The sequence below is a fragment of the Anaerolineales bacterium genome, assembly GCA_030583885.1.
Taxonomy (GTDB): domain Bacteria; phylum Chloroflexota; class Anaerolineae; order Anaerolineales; family Villigracilaceae; genus Villigracilis.
This window is the reverse complement of sequence record CP129480.1, coordinates 1,139,015-1,152,475: the sequence shown is the minus strand read 5'-3', so window position 1 is coordinate 1,152,475 and position 13,461 is coordinate 1,139,015. Positions and strand designations below refer to the sequence as shown.

8 protein-coding genes are annotated in these 13,461 nt (G+C 53.0%); 1 reads left to right on the top strand and 7 read right to left on the bottom strand.

Annotated features, from left to right (window positions below; translation table 11 throughout):
- Positions 1-16: 16 nt before the first annotated feature.
- Positions 17-8,560, bottom strand: a complete 8,544-nt coding sequence (locus QY332_05745; protein ID WKZ37432.1) for a glucoamylase family protein — start codon at positions 8,558-8,560, stop codon at positions 17-19.
- 2 nt (positions 8,561-8,562) lie between these two features.
- A complete protein-coding gene (locus QY332_05740; protein WKZ37431.1) occupies positions 8,563-9,534 on the bottom strand; it encodes a universal stress protein in 972 nt (323 codons plus the stop codon).
- A 310-nt stretch (positions 9,535-9,844) separates the two neighbouring features.
- On the opposite strand from QY332_05740, the gene QY332_05735 reads away from it, so the two are divergent.
- Positions 9,845-10,375, top strand: a complete 531-nt coding sequence (locus QY332_05735) for a hypothetical protein (protein ID WKZ37430.1) — start codon at positions 9,845-9,847, stop codon at positions 10,373-10,375.
- Between the two features lie 156 nt (positions 10,376-10,531).
- On the opposite strand, the gene arsB is transcribed toward QY332_05735, so the two are convergent.
- From arsB to QY332_05710, 5 genes are all read right to left on the bottom strand, one after another.
- A complete protein-coding gene (gene arsB / locus QY332_05730; GenBank protein WKZ37429.1) occupies positions 10,532-11,656 on the bottom strand; it encodes an ACR3 family arsenite efflux transporter in 1,125 nt (374 codons plus the stop codon).
- 41 nt (positions 11,657-11,697) lie between these two features.
- Positions 11,698-12,102, bottom strand: a complete 405-nt coding sequence (locus QY332_05725) for an arsenate reductase ArsC (protein WKZ37428.1) — start codon at positions 12,100-12,102, stop codon at positions 11,698-11,700.
- Entirely contained in the window at positions 12,099-12,530 is a 432-nt protein-coding gene (locus tag QY332_05720; protein ID WKZ37427.1) for a metalloregulator ArsR/SmtB family transcription factor, read from the bottom strand. Before QY332_05720 ends, QY332_05725 begins: the two co-directional genes overlap by 4 nt.
- Positions 12,531-12,701: 171 nt before the next feature.
- Positions 12,702-12,848: a hypothetical protein gene (locus tag QY332_05715; protein WKZ37426.1), complete on the bottom strand. Its 147-nt coding sequence runs from the start codon at positions 12,846-12,848 to the stop codon at positions 12,702-12,704.
- 10 nt (positions 12,849-12,858) lie between these two features.
- A complete protein-coding gene (locus QY332_05710) occupies positions 12,859-13,395 on the bottom strand; it encodes a (Fe-S)-binding protein (protein ID WKZ37425.1) in 537 nt (178 codons plus the stop codon).
- Positions 13,396-13,461 lie beyond the last annotated feature (66 nt).

Below are 13,461 nucleotides of genomic sequence, written 5' to 3'. Positions count from 1 at the left end.
ATTTCGTTATTTTTTTTCATCCCATCACAACCCGCACTTTATGCAGATGACCATCCTCCGCCAGCGGAATCAGGCTGTCGGGCAGCAAAATTCCATCCAAGCTGACCTCTTGGATTCCCCGATTGACGTTAGACGGGTTCTCCACACTGATTCTGTAATGCGTCGTCCCAAAACGATATTCCGCTTTAAATCCGTGCCAATCACGGGGGATGCACGGGTTGATGTTAAGCGCATTCCCCACTCTGGTGATTCCCAGAATAGCTTCGATTCCCAGACGATACATCCAGCCGGATGAGCCGGTGTACCACGTCCAGCCGCCGCGGCCGATATGCGGGCTGACACTGTAGATGTCTGCGGCGATCACATACGGTTCCACTTTATAGCGGATAACTTTCTCAGGCGTATCCGCATGGCTGACAGGGTTCAACATGCGGAACAACTCCATGGCGCGATCTCCCTGCCCAAGGTTGGCAAAGGCCCAGGCCGTCCAAATGGCTGCGTGGGTGTACTGTCCGCCGTTTTCCCGCACACCCGGTAAATACCCTTTGATGTAACCGGGGTCACGCGCCGATTTGTTGAAGGGAGGAGTGAACAACAGGATCAACCGCTCGGACCGCTTAACCAGTTTGCTATTAACAGAGTCCATTGCCTGTAACGCGCGTGCCGAATCCCCTGCGCCCGATAAGACCGCCCATGATTGTGCGATCGAATCGATCTGACATTCACTATTTTTTTGCGAGCCCAGCCGCGAGCCGTCATCATAAAAGGCGCGCAGATACCACTCGCCATCCCATGCCTGAGCTTCGAGCGCCTGGGATAATTTATCAGCTTGTTCTACATATGGCGCAGGATCGTTTTTGGTAAACACAGCCAATGAAGCAAAGCGCTTGAGTGTGGCATGCAGGAACCAGCCCAGCCAGATGCTCTCGCCGCGTCCATCCAACCCGACGCGGTTCATGCCGTCGTTCCAGTCACCGCCGCCCATTAATGGCAGGCCATGTGCGCCAGATGTGTTTCCTTTTTCAATTGCGCGGCGGCAGTGTTCGTACAGCGGAAAATCCTTGTCTGCTGTTTCAAACTGGGCGTAGCGTTCCATTTCACCAGGCTCGAGCACTTCGCCTTTCAGGAACGGGATGCCCTCGCTCAAAATGGATTCGTCACCGGTTGCGGAAACATACTCGGCAACCACATACGGCAGCCACAGCAGGTCATCCGAAAAACGCGTGCGCACCCCTCGTCCGGCGGGCGGGTTCCACCAGTGCAGCACATCGCCCTCTTCGAATTGATGCCGTGCCGCTTCCAAAATTTGCGCGCGCGCAATATCAGGCCGTGAATGCAAAAGCGCCATCACATCCTGAAGCTGGTCGCGGAACCCGAATGCTCCGCTGGATTGATACAACCCGCTACGTCCCCATAAACGGCAAGCCAGAGTCTGATACAACATCCAGCGATTGAGGATCAGATTCATTCCAGCGTCAGGAGTTTCCACCGTGATGGTGCTTAGGATGTCATCCCAATGCCCCTGGACAGCCTGCCAAATCGCTTCAACCTGCGCCCCTGCCTGGATCTGTCCGATCAGTGACAGACTCTCAGCCCGGTCTTTTCCCTCCCCAATCAGGAAGAAGACCTCCTCTGTCCCGCCAGGCGCAAGGTCAACATGCAGTTGGATAACGGCGCATGGATCGACACCAGCATGGACGGAGCTTTCCAATCCGATGCGCCCAAGAGCGGCGGGAGCGCGCAGACTTCCCATGCGCCCTAAAAATTCCGTGCGATCCGTGGTTATGTTATGCGGTTTTTTATTGGATGCCAAAAACGCCACGCGTTCGCCGAACTCGCTGTTGAAATGATTGCTGGCGAGTAATGCATTTTTATCGGAGTCGAACTCCGGCATGATGTGGGCCTGGTTGGTATCACGTGTTGTGCCGAGCACCCATTCCGTATAATAGGTGACGGTGATTCGGCGCGGCCGCTTCCATAGATTTTGCAAACGTATTTTCACGATCTTGAGCGGGGCATCGGGCGATGCGAACATGCGAAGATTCTGATTCAAGCCGTGACTCTGACTCTCAAAAGTCGAATATCCCGCACCATGACGAATCACATGCGCAGTATCCGCGCCGGCAGGCATCGGCGTGGGCGACCAGACCAGGCCAGTTTCTTCATCACGTATGTAAACCGCTTCGCCGGGCATATCCGTCACCGGGTCGTTCCGCCAGGGAGTTAATCGATTCTCGCCGCTGTTCACCGCCCACGTGCAGCCTGAACCCGATTCGGAAACCAGAAAACCAAACTGCGGATTGGCGATCACATTCACCCACGGGTGGGGCGTGCGCTCTCCCGGTTTAAGATGGATAACGTATTCCCTGCCATCGCGGCTGAATCCGCCGAGGCCGTTGTCCATTTGCAGGTCCGTTGGCAGCGTAAGCAAGGCTGTCGGTTCCGGATCAAGCAACGGGGAGAGGGAAGCGGTGAACTGCGGCAATCGGGTGGATGGAATCATTAATCGCAATGCGTGTTCGGCAAGCGTCCCGCCACTTTCATCCAAAATAACACCCGCCGCGGTTTCAAATAAAATCTCATCGGCTGGTTGAAGCTGGTCGGTACGCTGCACAAAAATCCCATCACGCTGATTCAACGAAGCCTCCGCGCCCATGCGGCGGATCTGACGTTGGATGGCATTGTGCAGGTCGAGGGCATAGCCAGTATCCTGATCGTTCAGGATAATCAGGTTGACCGTGACATGATGACTGCGCCAATACATGAAGGCCTGCAGGGCTTCATGCAAAAGAGGGGATGCATCATCGCGAACACGCACCATCAAAATCGGAAAGTCACCCGAGATGCCGAAAGCCCATAAGCCGGATTGTCCCTTTTCATTTTGAGCAAGGATATGCGGCGCGGCGCGTAATCGCCCGCTCGGATAGATCAGGGCGGAGTACAGGCGCTGGATATTTTCAACAGCATAAGCATTCAGCCCGAGTTCGAGCAGTTCTCTTTCGCTGCGAGCGCGGGCATCCTCGAAGGCGCGATGGATGGATTGTCCAGTTTGATAATGAGACAGTTTTTCCAATGCGTCCGCACGCGTGGATGCCGCCACGGTCAGGAACGTGACCCTGGTTTTCGCATGCGGCTTCAAATCAATGTTCTGCGCCAGCGAGAGGATCGGGTCAAGCGTCCCGCCGCTGGTGCCAGAGAGGTGGCGGTTTCCTTTTTGCAGCCTCTGAGGCTTGTGCATGGTCTGTGACCTGCCGATGAATTTTGCGCGGTCCGTTTCGTATTCAGCGGTCACTGTACGAACAGATTCGATGATCATTGCATGAACCAGCACAACCGGTGTTTCATCCGCTGAACGCGGGCGGCGCTCAAAGACCAGCGCATTCTGTTTTGGAAGATATTCACTCTCGATAAATAGTTTATTGAAGGCCGGGTGGCGCCGATCCGCAGCCTGGGCAGCCAGGACCACTTCGCCATAACTGGTCAGTTTCAGCTTGCGCGGCTGATCACTGTCATTTAAGATATTTACCCGCCGGATCTCAACCCCATCGGCACTGATGGTGACGCCGGTGCGCAGGGAAATCCCGTTATCTGCACGCTGAAACTCAACCTTGTGCGGAGAAAACAAAACATCAAGGTGTTCAGGCGCACATCCAATGGGCTGACAGGTGGCAGACCAAAGCGCTCCGCTCTCGCGGTCCTGCACATAGATCCACGTGCCCCACTGGTCAAGGGTGGTATCGGCATGCCAGCGCGTCAACGCAAACTCGCGCCACTGACTGAAGCCACCGCCGGCGTTGGTGATGAGCAGGCTGGTGTCGCCTTGTGAAAGTACATGCACCTGTGGAATGGGACTGTCGATCGGCACGCGCCACGGCTCACTGCTGACGGGGCGAATCCCCTCGGGCACGTCCATAGGTTCATCAGGGTGAGGATATTCGATCGGCGGGTTCTGCGGGATCTTTTCCTGAAGCAAAAGCTCCACGCTCTGGATATATTCATCCGCATGGAAACGCTTTATCATCACATCATCCAACAGGTAGTTGCATACCGCCATCAGGATCATGCCCTGATGGTGCGCCATATAGGATTTCACAATGGCGGATTTCTTGTCAACCGATCCATCATCGCCGTACTTTTCCGGCAGACGTGCTTCCGTGTAATCAAGCGCTTCATAAAAGCCAAAACGCCCGAGCATGTCAAGTTGCTCCAGGTCTGCCATGTTCTTCAAGACTGCCTGCGGCTGTAATGAAAGTCCCAGCAACGATGCATACGGCGTGATCACCAGATCGTTATTCGGTTCGCGTTTATAACCAAGATCAGGCACGCCAAAAGCTCGATACTGATAATTCAAATTAAGATCGAAGGCGTAATACCCCGATTCCGAGATGCCCCAGGGAACTTGCTGCTCACGCCCATACTTGATCTGCGCTTCCAGTGCGGCATAACAGCTATCCGAGATAAATGTTCCGTCATAGTTTCTGGTGAACAAGGTCGGCATGAGATATTCGAACATGGTGCCGCTCCACGAGAGCAGTACCTGCTTGCCATTCACTTTTGTCACCGGCCGGCCAAGATGCTGCCAGTGGCTTTGCGGCGCATCGCCCTTGGCGATCGCGATCAGGCTGGCAGTCCGTGCTTCAGATGCCAGCAGGTCATAATAGCTTGGGTCAAGCCGTTCGGTGGCGGCATTGTATCCGATGTGAAATACCTGTCGACGCTGGTCGAACAGGAAACGAAAATCCATTCCGGTCACAGCAGCATTTGCCTGCTCTGCCAGACGTTGAAATCCGATCAAGAGCGGCGTTGCTCTCATGTGCGCTGTTGACAGATCATCAGTCAACTTTTGGCACCATTCACGCTCCGCATCATCCTGTACCTGCGCTTTGAAGTGATCCAATTCTGTTTGGATGCGCTCATAGACAACGCCTGATTCTTTTAATGCGGGAAGTTCAACGGGCAGATTGTCACGAAAATTCTGCCATGCCGGTATTTTCATGAAAGACTCGGGCGGCGCATCCAGGCGGCTGAGCCAGGGCGCGAACAAATCCAGGCTGCGCCGCATATCCTGCAGGTGATGCTGCATCAGGTCAAGATAGAGCTGGAGTTCGGTCAGGGATTCAGCCTTGAGATTCGGATGACTCTTGAGCAGTTCCATCAAGCGAAGCGAGACTCCTGACCAGCCTTCTCTGGAGAGCCAGGCGAGAGTCTTTGTCCACGCTGCAGGCTGGTTCTGAACGCCGCTGACACGGTCGTAGATGCTGGTCAGCTCAATTTCAAAAGATTCTATGGATGCATGTGGATTGTTCTTTTCCAGTGCCTGCAAAATTTCCGCCAGAATATCCATGATGGCCAGCAGCCCCTGCCATTGCTTATCACCCAACACCGGCTCATCTCTCAGCGCAAGACAACCCTGTTTAAGTGTCATCAAACAGGCAGCCAGATTGCCGCTATCGACTGTGGAAATATAGCGCGGCGGGAGGGCAGTCATTGTTTGTGTATCGTACCAGTTCAAGAGATGGCCGCGGTAATGTTCGAGCTTAGCCATGTTCTCAAAAGTCGAGCGTAAACGGACCTCCAATTCAAGCAGACCCATATAACCCAGATCATAGGCTGACAACGTGGATACTAAAAAGAGTCCAATATTGGTGGGTGTGGTGTAGTGTGCCACACTGCCGCGCGGCGACTCTTGAAAATGATCAGGAGGTAGCCAGTGGTCATTGGGGCCGGCGAACTGCTCAAAGAATGCCCAAGTGCGTCTCGCCAAACGGAGAACTTGTTTGCGTTGGGTCTCTGAAAGCGGCGTGGTGGTATGTTTCAGGGGCTGGCTGATCAGATAAGCGATCTGTGGTGCGATAAGCCATGCAACCAGCAAGGGCAGTGCCACCCATAACGCTGGCGGGTTAAGAATGAAAATAGCGATCCCCAACAGCATGGTGAAAACCAAGGATACTGCCATCTCGCTCAAGGTTTCGTAAAACGCGTTCGATCCAAACGCACGCGCAGCATTTGCGGCGGTTGTCCATTGCAACAGATTTTTGCGCGCGATCAGCAGGCGGGTCAATGTGGTGCGAATGGCACCCAGCATCAGCAGTGCCTCATACGGCAGAAAAAGAACGGCAAGGCCCCAGCGCGCGAGCGGGAGTTGAATGGACTTGAGGAGTTGTTTGAGCGGCAGCCGGCTGCTGATGGCATGCCGGCCATCCTGAATGGTTTGCGCAGCAATGGGCAAAGCGGAAGGCAACAGAACCAACACCGTCCAGATCAGCGACGAGCCTGCCAGGAAGAGCCAGCCTGCGGCAAAGAACGCAAGCAACGTAGGCGGCAGGAGGCTGCGCCGCAAATTGTCGAAAACTTTCCAGGCATTAATAGGGGATAGCCGGTTGAGGGCCATTCCTTTTTCGACATGCACAATGGGGGACAACCAGGGGAGTAACTGCCAGTCACCACGAATCCAGCGGCGCAAACGACGGGCAAATACCATATAGCGCCACGGGTATTCTTCATATAAGGTGATATCCGTGACCAGCGCTGCGCGTCCATAGATCCCTTCGAACAGATCATGGCTGAGCAGGGTATTCTGCCGCACCTGACCTGCCAAACTTCGCTCAAAAGCCGCAACGTCATAAATCCCTTTGCCAACATAACTGCCTTCCCCAAATAGATCCTGATAGACATCTGAAACAGCAAAGGAGTACAAGTCAAACCCGGAGTTCCCTGCAAAGATTTGTGAAAAAAGGGAGCGGTTCGCACTGGTCGGCTTGATGGCCACACGCGGCTGCAGTACGGTATAGCCTGCAACCACCGAGCGTCCGTCTGCGGAAAACTCGGCATGGTTAAGCGGATGCGCCAGCGTAGCAATCAGCCGATGGGCGCTGCCCTGCGGCAGGGACGTATCCGCATCGAGAGTAATCACATATTTGATGTCAGGCAGAATACTCGCATCTCCAACCCGAGTCGTATACGCTGTTCCACCCAGATTGAGGAGCAGGCGGTTGAAGTCCGCAAGTTTGCCGCGTTTGCGTTCCCATCCCATCCAAACCCCTTCAGACGGATTCCACTGGCGCTGACGATGAAACAAATAAAACGGCACAGCTTGTGCATATTTTTTATTCAGGTTTTCAATACCCAGACTCGCCTGAGCAAGCAGTTGCTCATCCTGCGGCATATTCTCCGCAGGAGCATCCCCGAAATCGGTCAGCAAGGCATAGGTCAGCAGCGGGTCAGGGTTGGAAAGACAATAAAGCTCCAACTCCTGCAATAGGTGATTGAGTTCGCCAACACTTTCCAATAAAGTTGGAACGACCACCATGGTACGGTTACCCGAAGCAATGCCTTCTGAAAAATCCATACGAGGCAGGCTTTGGGGTTTGATACGATGCGTCACAGTCCAATGCACGAGTGTGACTGCCGCTTCCAATGCCAATCCAAACCCAAGCAGGCCAACGACCATCAGCTGCACAGCTGAGCCGCCTGAAAGAAAGGCGTACAGTAGCAATCCTACAACGAAGAGCACAGAAAGGATGGCAATGCTCCCCAAATAAGTGACGGTGGGAAATGAGAGCAGCGTATTCCGTACACGCGCGCTTAAACCAGGCTGGTAATTGATTCTGTTTTCAAGCGTCACCCGCCCGGTCCCCAACAGATAAAAACCAACGTGCTTTTGGCGCAGCGCTGTTTTGTCCTCCGCGCCGCGAGCAAATTCAATTGCCGCACGCGCGGTCTGTTCTTCACTACAATGTGAGTGACGGGCCAGGTCTTCGATCACACTGCGATAATTGTTGCGGGTGTCAAAATCCATATTCGCATAAATCTTCGCAGGGTCATCTCGTAAAATTTGTTCCACCTGGCTGGTCTGTTCAAAGATGTCTTTCCAATCCGTGGCGGCAAGCATGCGCAGGCTGAGAAAACAGTTGGCTACGATGGTGTCGTTCGCCATTGTCGGCGAATTAAACTGGCCTGATATTTCCCCCGGCGTTGGGGGGGCTTCCATGCCGGTCAACTCGGAGGCAGCATAGACGAGTTGCTCCAGGATTCCAATCCGCAGCATGATCGGCAGCGCCCAAAGTTCACCAATGGTCAGGGGTGCGACTTGTTGATAGTCCAACACAAAAACGGCGACCTGGGTCAAGTCAAGCTGACTCTGGCTATATCCAATTAATGCGCGAGCGAGCGCGAAAACGCGTGAATGTCCTTGAAGCGCTGTCCCGTTTAACCTGGGCAATTGATCGAGGAAACTGGCAGGCAGAGCCTCTTCAATCAGCCGCAAGTTTTGTTTAATAATGTAAAAATTATCCAGCATCCATTCGCCTGCACGGGAAACCGGCAGATCCTTTGCTGGAACGGATTTGAAAAGGGTATTGGCATTGCGCAACGCCAGATCCCAACTTTTTAGATAGCCCAACAGGTCGGGTTTTTGGCGGGGGGTTGTTTCGACTATATCCCGTGCAGAAACTTGAATCACGCCGTACGTTTTTGCCAGCTGGTGCGCAAACTCCCTTCGTCGGATGTCGGTGTCTGAGTTGGTCGTTTCGGACAAAATAGCCTGCGGAGCAGTTTGCATGATTAACGCTCTGCGCGTTCGTTGGATGGCGGTTCAGGGGACGCTAGGTCCTGCCTGGCAGGCAGATCCTGTACGATCAGAAGCGGAGCTTTGCCATATAGAATGAAGTTATTCACCAGGCTGCCGTACGGCCATTGGTGATTCCCGGAATAGCCATGAGCACTCAGCACGACCATATCGATCTGTTCCTGTTCCACCAGTTGATGTAGTACAACTGCGGCATGATTGCTCGTAAGAAGATGGGTTTGAACGGAAATACCTTCCAGATATGAACGAGACTTCAACTGTTCGAGATAACGTCCGGCTTCCTTCAGGTTCCGCGCTACAATCTGGTTGGACAAATCGATGTCTTCACGTGCCGGAGGCATTTGGCGCGCCATTTCCGGTGTTTGTATCACTTGTACAAGATGGATCTGAGACGTATGAAAATTTGCCAATTGTGTGATGATGGGCAAAACATTTTCCGCCCGCTGGGAGCCATCCATTGGAACCAGAATGCGCTGGCACACTTGAGTTTCCAAAAATTCACCAGCATGGGCTCCAGATTGGTGTGCCCGAATAATGAGCAAGGATGTCTGGGCGCTCAGGATGATTTTTTGGGTAATGCTGCTAATACCCCACTGAGTCAAACCATGGCGCCCATGACTGCTCAGAATGATTAACTTCACCCCTTGATTTTTGGCGAATTCCGTAATTCCTTCCACAATCAACCCCTCCATGACGGTGGTCCGCGCTTGAATCTGTGCGCCTTGAAATCGCGTCCGAATTTTTTCGAGATAAACTGCTGCTCTTGTTTTATTGATCTGCCAGTTCACCAAATCAAACAATTGCGAGGAGGTGCCAGCCTGGTTTTTTTCCAACATGCGGAGCAGGGTCACCTCCGCACCAAAAGAACGGGCAACGGCAACCGTATGAGATAGAACACATTCTGCCAGTTGAGAACCGTCCAATGGGACGAGAATCGTATCGAACATGGGGCATCCTTTCGATGTAGTCATTCTGCCAAATCGAAGCGGCTTAAAGTTCGATACCCTTAAGCAACTTCATCATGGCCGGTATTAACAATGTAATTGGGTATGGGAGGATCATCTCGCGCATGCGAGTGGAAATAAGAAGCGCCGCGGAATGTTACTACACAAGGATTCGAAACGCACCTGGCAGAAATGAGACTTCCAACCGTAGGCGATATAGTCTACTAAAATCAGTATACTCCAGTTTGTTGTGATTAATCGAGCAGCCCCAATACTATTTGATTTAAATAACCCGAAAAACGTAGCGGATTTTTTGTTCACCTCTGCACAGGTGGTGACGAAACGATCCACAAAAAGCCTGTGGGTGTGCGGCGCTGTCGTTACCAACCATCAGAAACGCATCTCGGGACACATCCTGGATCCTATGGACATCCAGATCGAAGTTCCGAGAGTCGATTACGAAAAACTCGGTGAGGATCGGCTGGGGGAATCAAGCAAGTTCATTCGCAAGCGCGTTCAAGGAGCAAGGGATGTTCAAACACAACGATATTCGAGTATTCGAAACTCGAATATCGAGTCATCGAATATCGTATGCAACGCCGACATGCGCATCGGCGAGGTAAGGCAATTTTGCCAACTCCAGCCCGAAGGTCAGAGCCTGATGCGGGCGGTGATGAGTCAACTCAATTTGTCGGCACGAGCCTATCACCGCATCCTCAAACTGGCGCGTACGATCGCAGACTTGTCAGAGAGTGAAGAGATCCAGTCCGCGCATCTGGCGGAGGCGTTGCAGTACCGTCCGAAGTCAATGATGGGTGATAATAACTCCTCATACTCAGGATGATGGAGAAATTGATGAATGATTGTATATAGTAATAAGTTTCGCAAAAAATGTAGCGACAAAAAATATTCAAAATTCTGAGCCATCCTGCAATAAAACGGCTGGAACTAAGCAAAAATCAAAATCGGCAGAGAATGTCTCTGCCGATTTTGATTTGTCTTACTTCACCAACACCTCATCCGGCGGACACGCCTCTTGCGCCGCAGCAAGCATCTCTGGCGCGGATGAGACTTCACCCTTGAACCATTTCTTTTGCAGCCAGAACGCCACATTGACCAAGCCAATCATGACCGGCACCTCCACCAGCGGACCGATCACCGCCGCGAATGCCGCCCCCGAACGCAGCCCGAAGACTCCCACCGCCACGGCGATCGCCAGTTCGAAGTTGTTGCTGGCGGCAGTGAATGAGAGGGTAGTCGTCTTGGAATAATCCGCGCCGATGGCTTTGCCCATTGTAAAACTGACCAGGAACATGACCACAAAATAGATCAACAGCGGGATGGCGATGCGCACCACGTCCAGCGGCAGTTGCACGATCAGGTCACCCTTGAGCGAGAACATGACCACGATGGTGAACAGCAGCGCGATCAGGGTCAACGGGCTGATCTTGGGGATGAAGACCTTCGAGTACCACTCCTTGCTCTTGACTCGGATCAGGATGAAGCGCGTCAGGAAGCCAGCGATGAACGGTATCCCCAAATAAATGAACACGCTCTCCGCGATCTGCCCGATGGTGATCTGGACGACGGAGCCCGTCAGTCCAAACCAGGTCGGCAGGACGGTGATGAAGACATAGGCATACACACTGTAGAACAAGACCTGAAAGACACTGTTGAATGCCACCAGCCCGGCCGCATATTCATTATCGCCGTGTGCCAGCTCGTTCCACACAATGACCATCGCGATACAGCGTGCCAAACCGATCAGGATCAAGCCTGTAAAATATTCGGGATAATCACGCAGAAAGACAACTGCCAGCCCGAACATCAGCACGGGACCGATGATCCAGTTTTGCACCAGCGAGAGACCGAGAATTTTCCAGTTGCGGAAGACGTCGCCGAGTTCCTCGTAATGCACCTTCGCCAGCGGCGGGTACATCATCAGGATCAAGCCGATCGCAATCGGAATATTGGTCGTCCCAACAGAGACCGCCTCATTGAAATTCGCCACACCTGCGGGAAAGAGGAAACCGATTCCCACACCAATCCCCATCGCGACGAATATCCAAAGTGTCAGATAGCGGTCGAGAAAAGAAAGTTTTTTGATCGTGCTGGTTTGTGCCATGTTGCCTCCAGATACTTGTTGTGGTATTCAAACAGAGCAAGTCAATTAACAGCCTGCTCCAAAATATGCGGGATGACCTGCGCGATCTCGTCGCGAACACGTCGAAAATCTTCCATATCATCGGTCTGGGCGGGGTCAAAGAAACCATGCTGTACCCGTTTGCCAACTCCCAGCCAGACAGGGCATTCCTCCGCCGCTGAATCGCAGACGGTGACGACCAGATCGAAATCAGTTCCCTGAAATTCATCCGCCAGTTTCGAGCGACCTTCGTGTTGGATGCCGATTTCTGACAGAGTTTCCAACGCCTTGGGGTGAATGTAGCCCGCAGGCTTCGTGCCCGCGCTGACTGCCTGCCACTCGCCCCCCATCCGCGCATTGACAATCGCCTCCGCCATCTGCGAGCGGCAGGAATTTCCCGTACATAAAAATAAGACTTTACGCTTCATACGATTTCCTTTTTCGAAGTATTTTTCGATGAATTCACGCTTATGATTTGCGGACCGCAATTGGGTTGGCGCGGCTGGATGCGTTTGGGATCAAAGAACGCGCCAAAAGCGGTGTTCAATTCATCCAATGCGGCGCGGTTGACCGAGTAGTACACCCAGCGTGAATCCACCGCATCACGTTCCACATCCACCAGACTGACAGCGCGTAACTTACTTAAGTGATGCGAGATAAGGTTAGGCGGCATGTTCAGCGCGCTGCCAAGTTCACAATTGCACTGCATACCTTCCATTAACAGATTGAAGATGAGCAGGCGCTTCGGCTCGGCAAGTACCTTGAGGCGTTCTGCCAACAATTCAAGATTGACGGGGGCAGGTTTGGTTTTATTTGATAAATAGTTCAACATAAATTGAATTATATTGCCGCTCATGCCATCGGTCAATGAATGATGTCACATAACATGGATGACCTTTGTAATTGTCATAACATTGCTTCCAAGGTCGCCTTGATACAGCAGACAGGCAAACTGTTCCCATCACTTCCTGAACAAGCTTCCGCTTACTTTCAATGCGCCTGTACCAGGCGCTTCGGTCATCACCTTTCAACCGCCCTCGAGCAGGTCGTGCGCCTTGCCCTTGAAATGCTCGCGCAGGAATTCCAGAGCGCCTTTGGCGTCGCTATCCATCAGGATGCGCATCAACTCGATGATGTCCTTGTCTTCCAGAACAACAGTCAATGCTTTTTTCATATCAGCCTCCTTACCCAATCGCAGGAGCTTCGATGACGATCTCCTGCAACGCGGTCAGTTGCTCCGCGTATTGCGGTTCGGCGAGCGGCGGGCAGTCGGCAAGTTTTTTCTGCGAGACCGCCAGTTTCAACGCGAACGAGTAACAGGTCGGCTCACAGCATTGTTTGCAGTTGGTGTTCGGCAAGAGTTTATAAATCGCCATCGGCATGGGACGCTGGTGCGTGGTGGTGTCGGGAGTGATCTCGTCGCGGCGCTCCCAGGTACGGTTGACCAGTTCGATCAGCCCTTTTAGTTCATTCTCCGCACCCTCGCGGTCATCCACATTGGAGGTCGCCACTTCGTAGGCATGGAAGGCGATGTTGTGCCCACCCTTTTTCCAGGTCAGCGCCTGGGCGGCGGGATGATAGACCGCGCCGCGCAAAGTCGCGTTGAGGTACGGCAGGATTTCTGAAATGTCAACGGTCAATCGCGCCCGCGCCGCGTACCGTTCTGCTCCCGGCTCACAGGGTGGCGTGAAGACTTCGACATCATATTTTTCAATGAGCATGACTTCCTCTCATTTCTATTGCGCTCATGGACTGATTTTCCCCAACTCTCGGCTTATTCTGCAATC

Excerpts from the sequence above, each read along its gene's own strand:
- QY332_05745 (WKZ37432.1), bottom strand. The coding sequence starts at position 8,560 with ATGCAAACTGCTCCGCAGGCTATTTTGTCCGAAACGACCAACTCAGAC.
- QY332_05715 (WKZ37426.1), bottom strand. The coding sequence starts at position 12,848 with ATGAAAAAAGCATTGACTGTTGTTCTGGAAGACAAGGACATCATCGAG.
- QY332_05720 (WKZ37427.1), bottom strand. The coding sequence starts at position 12,530 with ATGAGCGGCAATATAATTCAATTTATGTTGAACTATTTATCAAATAAA.
- arsB (WKZ37429.1), bottom strand. The coding sequence starts at position 11,656 with ATGGCACAAACCAGCACGATCAAAAAACTTTCTTTTCTCGACCGCTAT.
- QY332_05710 (WKZ37425.1), bottom strand. The coding sequence starts at position 13,395 with ATGCTCATTGAAAAATATGATGTCGAAGTCTTCACGCCACCCTGTGAG.
- QY332_05725 (WKZ37428.1), bottom strand. The coding sequence starts at position 12,102 with ATGAAGCGTAAAGTCTTATTTTTATGTACGGGAAATTCCTGCCGCTCG.
- QY332_05740 (WKZ37431.1), bottom strand. The coding sequence starts at position 9,534 with ATGTTCGATACGATTCTCGTCCCATTGGACGGTTCTCAACTGGCAGAA.